The sequence below is a fragment of the Chenggangzhangella methanolivorans genome (assembly GCF_042648545.1).
GTDB lineage: Bacteria > Pseudomonadota > Alphaproteobacteria > Rhizobiales > Methylopilaceae > Methylopila > Methylopila methanolivorans.
Window position 1 is genome coordinate 1,055,655 of record NZ_JBHRXS010000006.1, and the last position, 16,294, is coordinate 1,071,948.

Genomic DNA, 16,294 nt, shown 5'->3' on the forward strand with positions numbered 1-16,294 from the left:
AGCTTACGCGCGCTTGAGACGCACCGGCTTTAGAAGGAACGCGGGGACGTGGTCGCCGAGGCCGACGACACGGCCTTCGTTGGCCTCGCGAGGCGCCGGCTCGCCGTTTCGCGCATAGGGCGCAGCAGGCGCCGTGTCGCGGGATTTCGGCGCGGCCTGCTCGGCGACCTTGTCGGGGCGACGCGATTTCGGACGCGCCTCGCTTGGCTTTTCCTCGCGGACGGCAGGCTTGGCGGCCTTGGCGGGTCTCTCGGCCTTGGCGGGCTGCTCGGACCGGCGGCCAGACCGGGCGCGGCCTCGCCGTCCGCCCGCCGCGGCCATCTCGTCCTCTTCAAGCGCGTCGCCCTGCCAGGCGATCTTGGAGCCGGTGAGCTGCTCGATCGCGCCGAGGTTCTTGCCGTCCGACGGCGCGACCAGCGTCAGTGAGACGCCGTTCTTGCCGGCGCGGCCGGTGCGCCCGATGCGGTGGACGTAGTCCTCGGCGTGAATCGGCACGTCGTAGTTCACGACGTGGCTGACGTCCGGAATGTCGAGGCCGCGCGCCGCGACGTCGCTTGCGACCAGCAACTCGACGTCGCCGGTCTTGAACCGGTCGAGCGCGGCCATGCGGGCCCGCTGATCCATGTCGCCATGAAGCGCGGCGACGTTGAAGCCGTGCTTCTCGAGCGACTTGTGAACCACGCCGATGTCGCGCTTGCGGTTGCAGAACACGATCGCGTTCTTGAAGTTTTCCTGGCTCCGGAGCGCGCGGCGGAGCGCGTCGCGCTTCTCGGAGGCGTCGTCGCTCGCGCGCACCAGCAGCTGGGTGATGTTGGCCGAAGACGTATTGGGCCGGGCGACCTCAATGCGCTCGGGATCGCGCAGGAACTGCTCGGTGAGGCGCTGGATCTCCGGCGGCATGGTGGCGGAGAAGAACAGCGTCTGGCGCGCCGGCGGGATGAGCTTGCAGATGCGCTCGATGTCCGGGATGAAGCCCATGTCGAGCATGCGGTCGGCCTCGTCGATCACGAGGATCTCGATGCCGGTCAGCAGCAGACGACCGCGCTCAAAATGGTCGAGCAGGCGGCCGGGCGTCGCGATCAGAACATCGACGCCGCGCGTCAGCTTGGCGTCCTGGTCGCCGAACGACACGCCGCCGATCAGCAGCGCCATGTTCAGTTTGTGGTTCTGGCCGTAGCGGGTGAAGTTCTCCTCGACCTGCGCCGCGAGTTCGCGCGTCGGCTCGAGGATCAGCGTGCGGGGCATGCGCGCGCGGGCGCGGCCGCTTTCGAGCCGGGTGAGCATCGGCAGCGTGAAAGAGGCCGTCTTGCCCGTGCCGGTCTGGGCGATGCCCAGAACGTCGCGGCGGGCGAGCACGTGGGGAATGGCGGCCGCCTGGATGGGCGTAGGCGCCGTGTAGCCGGAGGCTTCGACGGCGGCGAGCACCTTCGGGCTGAGGCCGAGTTCGGAAAAGCTCATTGGGTCCTTAAGGCATTGCGATCGAGGACGGCGGCGCCATGGGCGGGTCGCCTTGGGACTGTCGCGCCGAGCGGCGGTAAGCTCCACGATCGCGTTGGGAAATGAGGGTTTTGGCCCCGTTTGTCAATGCGGGACGCAGTTTAGCGGGCGGTTTCGCCGCGCTGAGCGCGCCCGCGCACGTAAAGGCGACGTCGCGCAGCCGAAGTTTTCGGTCGATCCGGCGCGTGGAACGATGGTCCGACTGTGGCTATAGGGGCAGGGGGAGCCCCATCCGGATCAGTTCGTGGCGGGGCCGAAGCGCGCGTCTCCCGGCTCGCCGATCACCAGCACCCAGGTGTCGCTCAGGCCGTCGGCGTCCCGCAGCGTGTCGATGAACATTGTGACGCCGCCGCGGTCCTCCGGCTCGGCCCGCATGTCGCCGAAGGTGAGCTTGGCGGCCTCCTCGTCGTTCAGCTCCACCGCGTTCACCACGCGTCCGTCAGGTTCGGCGAGCCATTGGACCGTGAGCTTCTGGCGGTCGCCCTCGAAGGTGCCGATCACCCGCGAAAAGCCCTTCTGGCCGTTCGCCTCCCAGCCTCCCGCGATCCGCATCGCCCAGACCCTGGCGGGCACGCCGATGCGGTCGCCGCCGGCTGCGGGGGCCTCGGACGCCCCGGCCTCAGGCGTCACCGGGACCGGATCGATCTTGTCGGGCGGCGTCGTCTGCGACGGCGCGGCAGGCGAGGGGGCCTGCGCGAGCGACGGCCCGGCCGCGGCGGCGCAGGCCAGGGCGGCGATGAACAGGATGGTCGCAGGTCGCATCGGGCGCCTCCTAAGGGTTGGCGTCAGGCCCCTATAGCGGTTCACGTTCGCCAGAGGCGCGCCCTGCGGGCGCACGACCGGTCAAATGTCGATGAGGTCGCCCGCGAAGGCCGCGCGCTCCTGGATGAAGCGGAACCTCGCTTCGGGCTTGGTCCCCATCAGCCGGTCGACAGCGTCGCGGGTGCCCTCGCCGTCCTCCTCGTCGATGGCGACACGCAGCAGGGTGCGCTTGGCCGGCGCCATGGTGGTGTCGCGAAGCTGCGCCGGCATCATCTCGCCCAGACCCTTGAAGCGGCCGATATCCACCTTCTTGCCCTTGAACTTCTTGGCCAGAAGCTCGTCCTTGTGGGCGTCGTCGCGGGCATAGACCGTCTCGCTGCCGACGGTGAGCCGGTAGAGCGGAGGGACGGCGAGGAAGAGATGGCCGTGGCGGATCAGCTCCGGCAGCTCGCGATAGAAAAACGTCATCAGGAGCGAGGCGATGTGCGCGCCGTCGACGTCTGCGTCGGTCATCACCACGACGCGGTCGTAGCGCAGATCGGCGTCGAGATAACGGCTGCGCGTCCCGCAACCAAGCGCGAGCATCAGGTCGGCGAGCTGTTGGTTCTGGGCGAGCTTGTCCGCGCCGGCGCTTGCGACGTTGAGGATCTTTCCGCGCAATGGCAGCACCGCCTGGGTGGCGCGGTCGCGCGCCTGCTTGGCGGAGCCGCCGGCCGAGTCGCCCTCGACGATGAAGAGCTCCGAGCCCTTCGAGCCCGCTTGACTGCAGTCGGCGAGCTTGCCGGGCAGGCGCAGCTTCTTGGTGGCGGACTTGCGGGCGACGTCGCGCTCCTGGCGGCGCCGCATGCGGTCCTCGCCCCGCAGGATGACGGCCTCGAGCAGACGGGTCGCGGCCTGCGGGGAGGCCGCAAGCCAGTGGTCGAAGGCGTCCTTGACCGCCGTCTCGACGATGCGGGCGGCTTCGGGCGTCGCAAGCCGCTCCTTTGTCTGGCCCTGGAACTCGGGTTCGCGCACGAACACGGAGAGCATGGCGCCCGCGCCCGCCATCACGTCCTCGGCGGTCAGGATCGAGGCGCGCTTGACGTTGGTGAGCTCGGCGTAGGCCTTGAGGCCGCGCAGCAGCGCGGTGCGCAGGCCAAGCTCGTGGGTGCCGCCGTCCGGCGTCGGGATCGTGTTGCAGTAGGAGCGCGAGAACCCGTCGTCGCCGTCGTCGGTCCAGGCGACGGCCCATTCGACGCCGCCATGGCCGCCGGCGCGGTTGTGGGAGCCTGCGAAGATCTCGGCCGCAAGGCTGCGCTCATTGAGACTGACGCCGAGAAACTCCTTCAGGCCGCCGGGAAAGTGCAGAGTGGCGCGCTCCGGCGCCGCGTCGGCGTCGCCCAGGAGCTCGGGCGCGCAGGTCCAGCGGATCTCGACGCCGGAGAACAGGTAAGCCTTGGAGCGCGCCATGCGGTAGAGCCGCCCCGGCAGAAGGCGCGCGCCCTCGCCGAAGATCTGAGGGTCGGGCCGGAAACGGACCTTCGTGCCGCGCCGGTTCTGGATCGCGCCAACCTCGACCAGAGGCCCGAGCGGCACGCCGCGCGAAAAGACCTGGCGGTAGAGCCGCTGGTTTCGCGCCACCTCGATCTCGACGCTTTCGGACAACGCGTTCACCACCGAGACGCCGACGCCGTGCAGGCCGCCGGAGGTCTCGTAGACCTTGCCGTCGAACTTTCCGCCCGAGTGCAGGGTGGTCATGATGACTTCGAGCGCCGACTTGCCCGGAAACTTCGGGTGGGGATCGATCGGGATGCCGCGCCCGTTGTCGGTCACCGCCACCGAGCCGTCGGACAGCGCCTCGACCGCGATGAAGGTGGCGTGGCCCGCCACCGCCTCGTCCATGGCGTTGTCGATCACCTCGGCGAAGAGGTGATGCAGCGCCTTCTCGTCCGTGCCGCCGATATACATGCCCGGCCGGCGGCGCACCGGCTCGAGGCCCTCGAGCACTTCGATGCTGGCGGCGGTGTAGCCGGCTTCGCCCACAGGAACGAACGGCGTGGCGGCGGACTTGGCCTCGCGTGCGGCGCCGCGCCGCGGCTCCTCAGCGGTCGGCCCCGCAAAAAGGTCATTGGATTTCACCATATCGGTCCTGTGACGTTCGCCGATTCGCCTGCGTGGGCTCGCGCGCAAGAATGGCATGGCTCGGCCCGTCGCGCGTGACGGACTGCAAGGATCGCAGGGGAATGCGTAAGGATCCGACGAGACAAGTCAGCCCGCAGGCCCGCATGCTGCGCGCGTTCCTGCGCCATGTGGTGAAGCATCATATCAATGGCGAGCAGGATCTGCTCCGTCTGCGGAAAAACGGCGACGCCGTCGCGGTGTTCGCGCCCGACGCGCCTCGCGGCGTCACCCGACGGCGCGCGCGTCTCGGCGGGCTCGCCTGCGACAGGCACGAACCGCGCGGCGGAGCGGGCAGGGGCGTCGTGCTCTACCTTCACGGCGGCGGCTTCGTGATGGGCTCCTCTCGCACGCATCGCGGCATTTCCGGACGCCTCGCGCGGGGCGTCGGGGCCGCGGTCTACACGATCGACTACCGGCTCGCGCCCGAGCATCCCTATCCGTGCGCTCTCGAAGACGCCGCGACCGCGTATCGCGCTCTGTTGGCCACGGGGATCGATCCGTCCCGGATGGCGGTTGTCGGCGACAGCGCGGGCGGCAATCTCGCTTTCGCGCTGATGCTGAAACTGAAAGGCGAGGGGGTCTGTCTCCCCGCCGCCGTCGTCGGCCTCTCTCCCTTCGTCGACATGACGGGCAGCGGCGCCAGCATGACCGCCAACGCCACGCTCGATCCGTTTCTGGACGTGGTTCGGCTTCCGGACGTGGTCGGCGCTTACGCCCCGGGCCTCGATCCGCTCGATCCGCTCCTGTCGCCGCTGTTCGGCGACCTCCAAGGCCTGCCGCCGAGCTTCATCCAATGCGGCGGCGACGAGATCCTGCTCGACGACGCGACGCGGATGCACGCCGCCCTGCTGGCCGCAGGCGTCGCGTCGAAACTGGAGGTCTGGCCGCGCATGCCGCATGTCTGGCAGGCCTTCGCTCGCTTCCTGCCGGAGGGTCGCGAGGCGATCGACCACATCACGGCATTTCTACGCGACCAGATCGGAAAAGAGCCGATACCCGCGGACGTTGCGGCCTAAGGCGCTCTCCGGGGCTGCGGCGTTCTGACTCATGCGCGGCCCTTCCGGGGCGAAACTGAGTCATCTCAACGACGTCCGCCCGGCGGCCAGCCGTAGAACCATAAGGTTGCGTTAAAACGTGGTTTGACGGCCCCGAACGAGGCGTGAGAAACTCTCCCTGTTCCGGGGGATTATCCTTATGTCTCAATTACTTATAGCGGGCGCGACTGCCGCGCCCGTCAAGGATTCGTCGTCCCTCGAAACGCCGACGCTGCTTGCGCGCTCCGATGAGCCCGACGGCGTCGAATGCTCCGACAACCTCGCCTTCGTGCGTGAGGTCCGGACACTGATGAATACGATCCTCGGCTATTCCGAGATCATCGAGGATCGCGACGTCGACCTCACGGACGCGCAGCGGGCGGCGTTCGGAGACATCGCCGCGACCTCGGGCGAATTGCTCGCCGAACAGCTTCGCCGCCGCAGCGAGGAGCTTCGGCTGGCGTCCTGATCGGGCTCAAAGGGGCAAGGGGCTGCGCGCCCTACTCCGCGGCCTTGGCCGCCTTCTCCCGAGCCTTGGCTTCGTTCCAGAGCCCGTCCATCTCCCAAAGGTCGCTGTCGGCGGGGGTCCGCCCTTGGGCGGCGAGCGCGGCCTCGATCGCGCGAAAACGGCGCTCGAACTTGGCGTTGGACCGCCGGATCGCAGCCTCCGGGTCCACGCCGGTGTGGCGCGCAAGGTTCGCCACGGCGCAAAGCAGGTCGCCGATCTCGTCCTCGATCGCGTCCCTGTCGCCGGACGCCACCGCCTCGGCCACCTCGCGGCCTTCTTCCTCGACCTTGCCGACCACCAGAGACACGTCGTCCCAGTCGAAGCCGACGGTCGCGGCCTTCTGCTGGAGCTTGATCGCACGGGTGAGGCCGGGGAGGGCGGCCGGGATTCCGTCGAGCAGGCCCGCGGCCCTCGCCGGTTCCTCGCCGCGCTCGGCCGCCCGCGTCGCCTTCTCTTGCGCCTTGATCTGCTCCCACTGCGCCTCGACGGCCGGCGTCGCCATGCCGCCCTTGTCGCCGAACACATGCGGGTGCCGTCGGATCATCTTGGCGGTGATCGCCTCCACCACGTCGCCGAACGCGAAGGCGCCGGTCTCCTCGGCGAGTCTTGCGTGGTAGGCGACCTGGAGCAGCAGGTCCCCGAGCTCGTCGCGAAGGTCGAGCATGTCGGCGCGCGCGATGGCGTCCGCCACCTCGTAGGCCTCCTCGATCGTGTAGGGGGCGATCGTCGAAAAGTCCTGCGCCAGGTCCCACGGGCAGCCGGTCGCCGGCGTACGGAGCGCCGCCATGATCTCGATCAGGCGCGCGACGTCTCGGGAGGACTGCATGACGGGCTCCGGGATTCAGCGAAGATGCGGCCCCGCACGCGCGTTCAGCAAAGCCACGAGGCGAGGGTCCATGAAGTCGAAGTCGTCCGGAATGTCGAGGCACAGGATCCGCGCATGTCCCACATGCCGGCGGAACCGGCGAGACAGCGCCGCCCGATGCCGCTTCTCCATGACGAAAATGATTTCGGCCCAGTCCAACAGTTCCGGCGTCACCGGCTCTTCCGCGTCTGGCGCCAGACCCGCGGAGGCGACTTCGAGATCGGTCCTGGTCCCAAACACGCTCTCGGCGGTCGGGCTGCGGAGACGATTGCGGCTGCAGAGAAAGAGGACGCGCCGGACCGCCATCAATCCACCTCCAGAGCCGGACCCATGAGTCGCATAAGATATATTATGGAACATTCCGATGGGTGAAGTTGATGGCGAGGCGTCAGGATGGCCTCGCGGAAGCGATCCTGCAACGGTCCGCCATGACGTCAGGAAACGTCAATCCGCTCAACATCATCGAACGACAATATGAAGTTTGCGCCGAACGCCGTGGCCGGCGTCTGGTAGCCGGTCGGGCATTCTCCAGCCGCGACGCGGCGCGCGATCTCGACGGCGGTCCAGGCGGTCAGCCGATAGGCTTCCGGCGCGATCAGACGGCTCACCGCATGGCCTCCGGCGGCGTCCCAGGCCTCGGCCACGATGAGGCTTTGGCCTGCCAGCCGCTCGTCTTCGGATGGGCCGGGCGGCATGGCGCGCTCGATCAGGCGGTTCAGCGCGCCGCGCACGAGCGCCGTGCCGACGAGCCGCCGCGCGAAGCCCGGCATGGCGGCGGCGCGGCGCATGGGCGGCGTCGCCTCGAAGGCGACGTCGATGTCCGGGACGCCGGTCGAGCGATAGGCGGTCGAGACGTCGCCCCAGCCGACGCCGACCGTGGGACGCGGACCGTCGCCGAAATCGGCGACGCCGGGCGGCGCGGCGTCGAGCGTCACGATCCGTCCGCCGCGGCGCGCGCGGCAGCCGTCGCCGATCGCCTCCAGCATGGTTTTGGCCGTCCCTCGGCTCGCCGAACCGAGCCCGCCGAAACCGCCGATCGACAGCTTCAGCCGTGTCGCGCCGGGCAGGCGGCCGACGACGTGGGCCGCGAGACAGTCGCTCGGAGCGACGTCAAAGCCGGCGCCCGGGAGCAGGGCGACTCCCCTGCCCCTCGCCTCGGAGTCGCGCGCCGACAGCGCTTCGAACACGTCGATCTCGCCGGTGACGTCGACGTAATGGACGCCCGCCGCAAGGCACGCCTCGACCATCGGCCGCGCCGTGGCGGAGAACGGGCCGGCGCAATTGAGGACGGTAGAGACGCCCGTCAGGCCCGCTGCGATCGCCGCCCGGTCGCCGAGCGCAAAACTGCGCGCTTCGAGGCCGAGCCTCAGCGCGAGCCGATCGACGCGATCGGCGTTCCTGCCGGCGAGGATCGGGCTGAGGCCCCGGCCGGCCGCGTGCTCGGCGCAGAGTTCGCCCGTATAGCCGGTCGCGCCATAGAACAGGATGTCGGTCATCGGCGGTCCACGGTCGGCGGGACGGCGTGCTTCGAGACGCCGCCTTGCAGGCGGCTCCTCAGCATGAGGGAAGTTTGCGCGTGCATTGATTCAACGCCCCTCATGCTGAGGAGCCGGCCATCGGGCCGGCGTCTCGAAGCACGCAGTTCCCGCTCAGCCAGTCTCAATGACCATCCCGTCGAACGCCACATCGATCCCGGGCGGCAGCCTGTCCTTCAGCGTCCGGTAGTCGAGATCGGTGTGGAGGTTGGTGAGGATCGCCCGGCGCGGACGGAACCGTTCGATCGCGGCGAGCGCGTCCGACAGCGAGAAATGGCTCGGATGCGGCGTCTCGCGCAGAGCGTCGATGATCCAGAGATCAAGACCCGACAGAGCCTCTTCGGACTCCGGCGGGATTCCGTTGACGTCCGGCGTGTAGGCGAGGGCGCCGAAGCGAAAGCCGAGCGCGCGATAGGCGCGGCCGTGCATGAGGTCGATCGGCAGCGCCTCGATCGCGCCGCCCTCCCCGTCGATCGAAACGGCGCGGCCGTGCTCGATCCTCCGGTCGGTCAGGATCGGCGGATAGTCGCTGCCCGGCGGGCACTCATAGGCGTAGCCGAAGCGCGTCTTCAGCACCTCAAAGGTGCGCGCGTCCGACCAGACGTCCATCCGGCGGCGCATCTTGAGGACGAGCGGCCTCAGGTCGTCGACGCCGTGCGTGTGGTCGGCGTGGTCGTGGGTGACGAGGACGCCGTCGAGATGGCGGACGTCGGCGCCGATCAGCTGGTCGCGAAGGTCGGGGCCGACGTCGACGAGAACCGAGGTCACGCCTTCGGGCGACGTCCGCTCGACCAGCAGCGCGCAGCGGCGGCGACGGTTCCTGGGCTCGGCCGGGTCGCACGCGCCCCAGCCGACCGCGACGCGCGGCACGCCGCCGGACGACCCGCAACCGAGGATCGTGACCCGCAAGCTCATGCCGCGTCGGCGCCCTTCGGCGTCACTAGAGAGTGTCGCTTCACCTTGTTGAACAAACGAAAGAAATTGTCCGTCGTGATGCGCGCGGCCTCGGCCTCGCTCCAGCCCCGCACCTTGGCGAGCGTCGCCGCGGTGCGGACCGTGTGCGCCGGTTCGTTGCGCTTGCCGCGGAAGGGTTCAGGCGCGAGGTAGGGCGCGTCGGTCTCGACCAGCAGCCGGTCGGCCGGCACTTCGGCCGCGATGGCGCGCAGCTCCTCGGAGCGCTTGAACGTCAGGATGCCGGAGAACGAGACGTAGAGCCCGAGAGCCACGCCCCGCCGGGCGAGCTCGGCGCCGGACGAGAAGCAGTGCAGGACGGCCGGGAAAGCCCCTTTCCCCGTCTCCTCCTCGAGCACCTCGATCATGCGCTCGTCTGCGGCGCGAGCGTGGATGACGAGCGGCAGCTTCGTCTCCCGCGCGGCGGCGATGTGCGTGCGTAAGCTCGCCTCCTGTGCCGCGTAGTCGCCCTCGTAATGGTAGTCGAGGCCCGCCTCGCCGATGCCCGCGATCTTCGGGTGGCCGGACAGCCGCACGAGCTCTTCGAGCGTGACGTCGAGCTCCTCATGCGCGTTGTGCGGATGGGTGCCGACCGTGCCCCAGACGCTGTCATGCGCCTCGACGAGCGCGAGGATCTGCTCGAACCGTCGCACGCGGGTGGAGATCGTCACCATGAGGCCGACTCCGGCCGCATGGGCCCGCGCCACGACCTGATCGACCTCGGGGGCGAAGTCCGGGAAGTCCAGGTGGCAATGGCTGTCGACGATGGTCATGCCGCCGCTCCTTGATCCTCACCCGCCAACGCAGGGGAGGAAAAGGAAACGCCGCCGCTCATTGCGCGGCCTCGGGCGTCGGCTCGACGTAGCGCGGGAACACAGGCTGCGGCGTGGGAAGCTCGGCGCCGGGCGCGAGCCGCCTGCCAGCCTCCAGCGCGTTGAAATTCCGATCGCTTTCCGCCGCCGCCAGAAGGTCGAGCAACTTTCCGGCCGCCGTCGGCACGAAGGGCTGCGCCAGCAACGCGACGATCCGCACCGTCTCGGCGGTGACGTAGAGCACCGTCGCCATCCGCTCCGGGTCGGTCTTCTTCAGTGACCACGGCTGCTCGTTGGCGAAGTAGCGGTTGGCTTCCGCCACCACCGCCCAGATGCCCGCCAGCGCCGAATGCAGCGCGAGGTCGTCGAAGGCCTTGCGTGTCTTCGCCAAAAGCGCGTCGGCGGCGTCGAGCATTGCCTGGTCGGCCTGCGTGAACGCGCCGGGCGTCGGCGCCCTGCCCTCGCAGTTCTTCGCGATCATCGACAGCGAGCGCTGCGCGAGGTTGCCGAGATCGTTGGCGAGGTCGGCGTTGATGCGCCCGATGATCGCCTCGTGGCTGTAGGAGCCGTCCTGCCCGAACGGCGCCTCGCGCAGCAGAAAATACCGCACGGCGTCGACGCCATAGCCTTCTGCGATCGCGAACGGATCGACGACGTTGCCGACCGACTTCGACATCTTCTCTCCGCGGACATTCAGAAATCCGTGGGCGAAGACGCGCTTGGGCAGCGGAATGCCGGCAGACATCAGGAAGGCCGGCCAGAACACCGTGTGAAAGCGGATGATGTCCTTGCCGATGACGTGCAGGTCAGCGGGCCAGTAGCGCCAGAGGTCCGAGGCCTCGTCAGGGAAGCCCGCGCCGGTGATATAGTTGGTGAGCGCGTCGACCCAGACATACATGACGTGCTTCGGGTCGTCCGGCACCGGCACGCCCCAGTCGAACGTCGTGCGGCTGATCGAAAGATCGGTGAGGCCGCGCTTCACGAAGGCCGTCACCTCGTTGCGGCGCGCGTCCGGGCCGATGAAGTTCGGCTGGTCCTCGTAGAGTTTCAGCAGCCGGTCCTGATAGGCGGAGAGGCGGAAGAAGTAGCTCTCCTCCTTCACCCACTCGACCGGCGCGCCGGTCGGCGCCCTGCGGGTTCCGTCCTCGGCGAGCGTCGTCTCGCTCTCGTCGAAATAGGCCTCGTCGCGGACCGAGTACCAACCTTCGTATTTGCCGAGGTAGACGTCGCCGCTGGCGGCCATCCGCCTCCACAGCTCCTGGCTCGCGGAGTAGTGGTCCTTGTCGGTGGTGCGGATGAAGCGGTCGAACGAGATTCCGTAGAGCTCGTCCATCGCCTTGAAGCGCGCGGCGTTCTTGGTCGCCCAGTCGAACGGCGTCACGCCCTCGCGCGCGGCCGTCTGGGACATCTTCAGCCCATGCTCGTCGGTGCCGGTGAGCAAACGGACGTCGCGGCCGTCGAGCTTGTGAAAGCGCGCGATCGCGTCGGTCGCGATCGCCTCGTAGGCGTGGCCGATATGCGGCGCGCCGTTCGGATAGGAGATCGCGGTGGTGACGTAGAAAGGCGTCTTGGCGTCCGGCATCGCTGGTCCCAGAGCTCAGGGGCCCGCGTCAGCGGCGCACGAGGCCGGAGAGCTCGGTCAGCGTCTCGAGGACGAAGGGCCGACGGTCGAGGTTGAAGATCTCGACCTCGCGGGCGGCGCGGGCCGTCTTTTCCCATACCTCCGCAAAGCGCGCAAGGCGCGGCTCCCGCACTGCGGCGCCTGCGCGGGCGCGATCGTGCAGCCAATCCTGGACGAGGCCGACGAAGAGCGCGAACCGCTCCTCCGCGCCGCGCTTGGCGAGGTCCTCGGCGAGCGCGTGAGTGGCCTTGACGTCGATCGAGGGCAGCCGGTCGAGCAGACCCGAAACCGTGCGCCGAAGCGAAGCGCCGTCGCTCGCGAGCAAAGACAGCGCCCGGGCGACGCTGCCCTCGGACAGCTCCGCCGCTGACACCAAGGCCTCCTCCTCGTGCTCCTCGGCGATTTCGGGCAAGCCTCGTAGGATTTCGGCGACCTCGGCGACGCCGAGCGGCCGCAGCGCGAGCGTCCGGCAGCGCGAGCGCACCGGCGCCGGCAGCAGGCGAGGGGTCGCGGAGACCAGCAGGAAGATCGCGCGCGGCGGCGGCTCCTCCAGCACCTTGAGCAGGGCGTTTGCGGCCGCGCCGTTGAGGTCGTCGGCGGCGTCCACGATCGCGACGCGCCAGCCCCCCTCCCCGGCGGTCGAGCCGAAAAAGCCGGTCGCCCGCCGCACGTCGTCGACGCGGATTTCGCCGTAATGGGTCTTGCGATCGGCGTTCCAACCGCGGCGCAACAACAGCAGGTCCGGATGCGACAGCCGCGCGATCCGCCGCGCCGCGGGAGCGTCGAACGGGACGGAAAGATCTCGGGCGGCGGCGACTTCGGTCGAGGCGTCGGGATGCGACAGGGCGAAGCGCGCCATGCGGTAGGCAAGCGTCGCCTTGCCGACGCCCTCGGGTCCGGTGAGCAGCCAGGCGTGATGCATCCGGCCGGACGTGAAGGCGGAGACGAGTTCACGCTCGGCCGCCGCGTGCCCAACGAGCCGCTCGGTCTCGCGCGGATGCGGGCAACCGTCGCGGCGGTCGGCTTCGGGCGGTCCGTCGGGCTCGATCATTCGGCCGCTCCTGCGGCCGGCATGGCGACGGCGAGACCCAGCCGGCGCGAGACTGCCTCCCAGACCCGCTCCGCGACCTGGTCCTCGGACCCCTCCGCGTCGATCAACGCGCAGCGCTCCGGCTCGGACTTCGCGATCGCGCGGAAGGCGTCGCGCAGCCGCTCGTGGAATGTGAGGTTCTCGGCTTCGAAGCGATCCGCCGTCGCGCCCTCCCCGGCTCGCTTGCGCGCCCGGGCGAGGCCGCTCGCGGGCGAGGCGTCGAGCACGAGGGTGATGTCCGGCCGGCAGCCATGGGCGGCGACGTCAGCGAGCGCGCGAATGGTCTCGGGCGGAACTCCCCCGAGCGCGCCCTGGTAGGCGGCGGTGGAGTCGATGAAGCGGTCGCACAGCACGTCGTCGCCGCGTGCGATCGCCGGCCGGATCACCCGGTCGACATGGTCGGCGCGGGCGGAAGCGACCAGGATCGTTTCGGCGAGCGGTCCGAACCGCTTCGCCCCGCCTCCGAGCAGCGTCTCGCGCAGCGCCTCGGCGCGCGGCGAGCCGCCGGGCTCGCGCGTCACCACCACCTCGCGGCCAAGCGCACGAAGCCGTGCGGCGAGCAGACGGATCTGGGTCGACTTGCCGACCCCCTCCCCGCCTTCGAAGGTGACGAAACGACCGGGCATCACATCCTGTCGGCGAGCTGGCCGACCCAGCCGCCGACAAGCTCCATCGCGCCGTCGAAGGCGCGCCGGGGAAGATCGCCATGCGGCACGTCCGCGCCCGCCGTCAGCGGGGTCTCGACAATCAGCGTCTCTCCGCGCCAGACCTTCAGCACGCCGATGCGCGTTCCCTTCGCGATCGGCGCCGTCACCGGCCCGGCGTAGTCGACCCGGGCCGCCACGCGGGCGTCGTCGCCCTTCGGCGTCAGCAGGTCGATGGCGCGCTCTGAGACCAGCGGCACATAGAGCGAGGAGCCTCCGAAGACGCGGGCCTCGGCGACCGGCGCGTTCTGCTCGAACAGGCGTCGCTGTTCGAAGGCAGAAAAGCCCCAATCGAGCAGCTTGCGGGCCTGTTCAGCCCGGTCCTTGGCGGTTTCGAGGCCGTTCAGAACGATGATCAAACGACGTCCGTCGCGCACCGCGGACCCCACGAGGCCATAACCGGAATCCTCGGTGTAGCCGGTCTTGAGCCCGTCGGCGCCCTGGTAATCGGCGAGCAGCGGATTGCGGTTGCGCTGGGTGATCTTGCTCCAGGTGAACTCCGGCTCGGCGAAGATCCTGTATTGCTCCGGATAGGCTTCGATGAGATGCGCGGCGAGCCGCGCGGAGTCGCGCGCGGTCATCTTCTGGTCCGGGTCCGGCTGGCCGGTCGCGTTCCGGAAAGTCGAGCGCGACAGACCGAGCTCCTTCGCCCGGCGGTTCATCTCGTCGGCGAAGGCCTGCTCGGACCCCGACAGGCCGACCGCAAGCGTGATCGCCGCGTCGTTGCCGGACTGGACGATGACGCCGCGCAGCAGATCGGCGACCGAGACCTCGGAATTGAGCTTGGCGAACATCGTCGAGGAACGCGAAGGCGCGCCCCCGCGCCGCCAGGCGTCCTCGGTGATGCGGAACGTCTGTTCGCGCTTCAACCGGCCCTCGGCGAGCGCCTTGAAGACGAGCTCGAGCGTCATGAGCGTCGCGACGCTCGCAGGCGGCGACGGCAGGTCCGCCTGTTTGGCGAAGAGCACCGAGCCCGCGGTCTCGTCGTAGAGGAAGGCGATCGGAGCGTCGGTGGGCGACGCGGGCTTGGCCGGCTCTTTGGCGACGGCCTGGACGGCGACGAGCGCGCTGACAAGCGCTGCGGCCGCGGCCCTGGCGAAGCGACCGGTTCGGAACGTCATCACGACCATCGCGCCAAAACCCTTACGCTCACTGGCCAGAAGATACGGCGCGATCGTCCCCCGCACAATCGGCGCGGCGCGACGCGGCTCGCTTTCCAGGAGACAGGGTTATCGGTCGGCGCCGGAGCGCAGGCGCGGCGCGAAGGCGTCGAAGCTGTCGAAACCGGCCGCGATGCGCGACGTGACGTCGACCGACGCCGTCTGGACGGGAGCCGGGGCGACCGAAACCGGAGCCGCGCTCGCGAGCACCGGCTCGGCGGGCGCCACCACGCGCGGCTTCTGCGCGGGCGCGCCGGTGATCGCCGCCGGCATCGAGGCGAGAGCAGGGTTGGGCGCAGCGTAGGCCGCGGGAGCGCCCGCGGGCTGCGGCGCGGCCGCCGCGACCTGAGTCGGCGTCTGGGTCTTCTTCGCTTGCGAGAAGGTCGGCAGCGCCTTGCCGACAGCCGCCGTCGCGCTCGAGGCCGCGTCGGACGCCTTCGCCACCACCGCGGACGCCGACGTCGTCACGAAGGCGGCGGACTTCGTCACCGCGGCGCTCGCCACCGCATAGGCGCGGCCGCCATAGCCGAGCGATTCGTTGGCGAGATCCTGGTCCGACACCGGCGCCATGGCGAGCTGCTGTCCGGGCGCGGCGGTCGGATGACCGAACTCCTGGTAGGACGCGAGCAGCCTGCGGTCGTCGCTGCCGGACTCCGGCGCCGGGCCGATGAGATCGAGCTTCACGTTGCCGACGCCGCCGTGCCGGAAGCCGAGAACGTCGGCGGTGCGCCGCGAAACGTCGATCACGCGGTTTCCGTGGAACGGGCCGCGGTCGTTGACGCGCACGACGATCGAGCGGCCGTTCGAGACGTTGGTGACGCGCACATAGGACGGCAGCGGAAACTTGCGGTGGGCGGCGGTGAACCCGCCCATGTCGAAGCGTTCGCCATTCGCGGTCGGCCGGCCATGGAAGCGCGAGCCGTACCAGGAGGCGAGCCCGCCGCCCGACCGCCCGATCTTCGCCGTCGAGGCCGTCCTTACGGCGGCTGGCGCGGGGACAGGCGCCGGCGCGGCCGCCACGACAGGCTGGGAGGCTCCCGCCGGACCTGCGGCGGCCGGAGCCGCGGCGGCGGTCTGCACCGTCTGCGCCTGCCCGGGAGCGGCCGCCACGACATCGGCGCTCGCCGACGCGCCGACCGAGACGCCCGCCTGCTCGGCCGTCGCCGGCGTCTGCGAAGACGCGACGCCCCGCTCATGCGCCGAACACGCCGCGAGGCCGCCGCACAAAAGCGCAGCCGCCGCGACGCGGGCGGCGCCCCCCGAAAGTTCGCTGATGATGGAGACGCGAGGATCGTCGACGACGGAGCCGGCAAGCTGCAGAGCCTTTCGGCGAGCGCCGGCGTCGATCATCAATTCCGTCCCCGTATTCCCCCGAGAGACCGCAGGCGTGGACCTCGTCGGCCCTGCCCTGCGCCGCCGACGTCAATCGACGTCCGCCGCCTTCTCGAGACAAGGCGACCGTCACCGGATCGCCATGTTTCCACGTCCACGTGGCCGCCAGAATATGGCGTGAATGCGGCAAAACAAGCCGGAATTAACGGATCGGACACCACGTCAGGGCGTTTTGACGGTCACATGCGCGCCAGCGCCGACCC

Annotated in this window: 15 protein-coding genes; 2 read left to right on the plus strand and 13 right to left on the minus strand. The window is 69.7% G+C overall.

Translation table 11 applies throughout. The features are described from left to right. Positions 1-3: 3 nt before the first annotated feature. The 3 genes from ACFOWB_RS16485 to parE form a co-directional block, all read right to left on the minus strand. Positions 4-1,458 carry a DEAD/DEAH box helicase gene (locus ACFOWB_RS16485; protein ID WP_261403240.1) on the minus strand — a complete coding sequence of 485 codons (1,455 nt, stop codon included), beginning with the start codon at positions 1,456-1,458 and terminating at the stop codon, positions 4-6. A gap of 276 nt (positions 1,459-1,734) precedes the next feature. Continuing rightward, complete coding sequence (locus ACFOWB_RS16490) at positions 1,735-2,259, minus strand: hypothetical protein (RefSeq protein WP_261403241.1); 525 nt, start codon at positions 2,257-2,259, stop codon at positions 1,735-1,737. Positions 2,260-2,340: 81 nt separating this feature from the next. After that, entirely contained in the window at positions 2,341-4,380 is a 2,040-nt protein-coding gene (gene parE / locus ACFOWB_RS16495) for a DNA topoisomerase IV subunit B (RefSeq protein WP_261403242.1), read from the minus strand. A 101-nt stretch (positions 4,381-4,481) separates the two neighbouring features. On the opposite strand from parE, the gene ACFOWB_RS16500 reads away from it, so the two are divergent. Further along, the gene (locus ACFOWB_RS16500) at positions 4,482-5,435 is read left to right on the plus strand and encodes an alpha/beta hydrolase (RefSeq protein ID WP_378148352.1); all 954 of its coding nucleotides are present in this window, start codon (positions 4,482-4,484) and stop codon (positions 5,433-5,435) included. 178 nt (positions 5,436-5,613) lie between these two features. After that, positions 5,614-5,922 carry a hypothetical protein gene (locus ACFOWB_RS16505; protein WP_261403243.1) on the plus strand — a complete coding sequence of 103 codons (309 nt, stop codon included), beginning with the start codon at positions 5,614-5,616 and terminating at the stop codon, positions 5,920-5,922. A 31-nt stretch (positions 5,923-5,953) separates the two neighbouring features. Here the strand turns inward: ACFOWB_RS16505 and mazG are convergent, their stop codons facing one another. The 10 genes from mazG to ACFOWB_RS16555 all read right to left on the minus strand — a co-directional run bounded on the left by mazG (position 5,954) and on the right by ACFOWB_RS16555 (position 16,049). Beyond that, complete coding sequence (gene mazG, locus ACFOWB_RS16510) at positions 5,954-6,787, minus strand: nucleoside triphosphate pyrophosphohydrolase (RefSeq protein ID WP_261403244.1); 834 nt, start codon at positions 6,785-6,787, stop codon at positions 5,954-5,956. A gap of 15 nt (positions 6,788-6,802) precedes the next feature. Then, entirely contained in the window at positions 6,803-7,132 is a 330-nt protein-coding gene (locus ACFOWB_RS16515) for a low molecular weight protein tyrosine phosphatase family protein (RefSeq protein ID WP_261403245.1), read from the minus strand. 128 nt (positions 7,133-7,260) lie between these two features. Continuing rightward, positions 7,261-8,322 carry a saccharopine dehydrogenase family protein gene (locus ACFOWB_RS16520; RefSeq protein WP_378148355.1) on the minus strand — a complete coding sequence of 354 codons (1,062 nt, stop codon included), beginning with the start codon at positions 8,320-8,322 and terminating at the stop codon, positions 7,261-7,263. A 153-nt stretch (positions 8,323-8,475) separates the two neighbouring features. Beyond that, positions 8,476-9,276: an MBL fold metallo-hydrolase gene (locus ACFOWB_RS16525; protein ID WP_261403248.1), complete on the minus strand. Its 801-nt coding sequence runs from the start codon at positions 9,274-9,276 to the stop codon at positions 8,476-8,478. Then, positions 9,273-10,085 (minus strand): TatD family hydrolase, encoded by an 813-nt coding sequence (locus ACFOWB_RS16530; RefSeq protein ID WP_261403249.1) that lies wholly within the window; start codon positions 10,083-10,085, stop codon positions 9,273-9,275. Before ACFOWB_RS16530 ends, ACFOWB_RS16525 begins: the two co-directional genes overlap by 4 nt. A gap of 58 nt (positions 10,086-10,143) precedes the next feature. After that, a complete protein-coding gene (gene metG / locus ACFOWB_RS16535; RefSeq protein ID WP_378148358.1) occupies positions 10,144-11,706 on the minus strand; it encodes a methionine--tRNA ligase in 1,563 nt (520 codons plus the stop codon). 28 nt (positions 11,707-11,734) lie between these two features. Further along, positions 11,735-12,796 (minus strand): DNA polymerase III subunit delta', encoded by a 1,062-nt coding sequence (locus ACFOWB_RS16540; protein ID WP_261403250.1) that lies wholly within the window; start codon positions 12,794-12,796, stop codon positions 11,735-11,737. Further along, positions 12,793-13,461 (minus strand): dTMP kinase, encoded by a 669-nt coding sequence (gene tmk, locus ACFOWB_RS16545; protein WP_261403251.1) that lies wholly within the window; start codon positions 13,459-13,461, stop codon positions 12,793-12,795. Before tmk ends, ACFOWB_RS16540 begins: the two co-directional genes overlap by 4 nt. After that, positions 13,461-14,660, minus strand: a complete 1,200-nt coding sequence (locus ACFOWB_RS16550) for a D-alanyl-D-alanine carboxypeptidase family protein (protein ID WP_261403252.1) — start codon at positions 14,658-14,660, stop codon at positions 13,461-13,463. Before ACFOWB_RS16550 ends, tmk begins: the two co-directional genes overlap by 1 nt. A gap of 108 nt (positions 14,661-14,768) precedes the next feature. After that, complete coding sequence (locus tag ACFOWB_RS16555) at positions 14,769-16,049, minus strand: septal ring lytic transglycosylase RlpA family protein (RefSeq protein WP_315855108.1); 1,281 nt, start codon at positions 16,047-16,049, stop codon at positions 14,769-14,771. Positions 16,050-16,294 lie beyond the last annotated feature (245 nt).

What these genes read in the sequence shown, in the direction of transcription:
- ACFOWB_RS16500 (WP_378148352.1), top strand. Translation starts at nt 4,482, where the DNA reads ATGCGTAAGGATCCGACGAGACAAGTCAGCCCGCAGGCCCGCATGCTG.
- ACFOWB_RS16515 (WP_261403245.1), bottom strand. Translation starts at nt 7,132, where the DNA reads ATGGCGGTCCGGCGCGTCCTCTTTCTCTGCAGCCGCAATCGTCTCCGC.
- ACFOWB_RS16485 (WP_261403240.1), bottom strand. Translation starts at nt 1,458, where the DNA reads ATGAGCTTTTCCGAACTCGGCCTCAGCCCGAAGGTGCTCGCCGCCGTC.
- mazG (WP_261403244.1), bottom strand. Translation starts at nt 6,787, where the DNA reads ATGCAGTCCTCCCGAGACGTCGCGCGCCTGATCGAGATCATGGCGGCG.
- ACFOWB_RS16490 (WP_261403241.1), bottom strand. Translation starts at nt 2,259, where the DNA reads ATGCGACCTGCGACCATCCTGTTCATCGCCGCCCTGGCCTGCGCCGCC.
- ACFOWB_RS16505 (WP_261403243.1), top strand. Translation starts at nt 5,614, where the DNA reads ATGTCTCAATTACTTATAGCGGGCGCGACTGCCGCGCCCGTCAAGGAT.
- ACFOWB_RS16520 (WP_378148355.1), bottom strand. Translation starts at nt 8,322, where the DNA reads ATGACCGACATCCTGTTCTATGGCGCGACCGGCTATACGGGCGAACTC.
- tmk (WP_261403251.1), bottom strand. Translation starts at nt 13,461, where the DNA reads ATGCCCGGTCGTTTCGTCACCTTCGAAGGCGGGGAGGGGGTCGGCAAG.
- ACFOWB_RS16550 (WP_261403252.1), bottom strand. Translation starts at nt 14,660, where the DNA reads ATGACGTTCCGAACCGGTCGCTTCGCCAGGGCCGCGGCCGCAGCGCTT.
- ACFOWB_RS16525 (WP_261403248.1), bottom strand. Translation starts at nt 9,276, where the DNA reads ATGAGCTTGCGGGTCACGATCCTCGGTTGCGGGTCGTCCGGCGGCGTG.
- ACFOWB_RS16555 (WP_315855108.1), bottom strand. Translation starts at nt 16,049, where the DNA reads ATGATCGACGCCGGCGCTCGCCGAAAGGCTCTGCAGCTTGCCGGCTCC.
- parE (WP_261403242.1), bottom strand. Translation starts at nt 4,380, where the DNA reads ATGGTGAAATCCAATGACCTTTTTGCGGGGCCGACCGCTGAGGAGCCG.
- ACFOWB_RS16540 (WP_261403250.1), bottom strand. Translation starts at nt 12,796, where the DNA reads ATGATCGAGCCCGACGGACCGCCCGAAGCCGACCGCCGCGACGGTTGC.
- ACFOWB_RS16530 (WP_261403249.1), bottom strand. Translation starts at nt 10,085, where the DNA reads ATGACCATCGTCGACAGCCATTGCCACCTGGACTTCCCGGACTTCGCC.
- metG (WP_378148358.1), bottom strand. Translation starts at nt 11,706, where the DNA reads ATGCCGGACGCCAAGACGCCTTTCTACGTCACCACCGCGATCTCCTAT.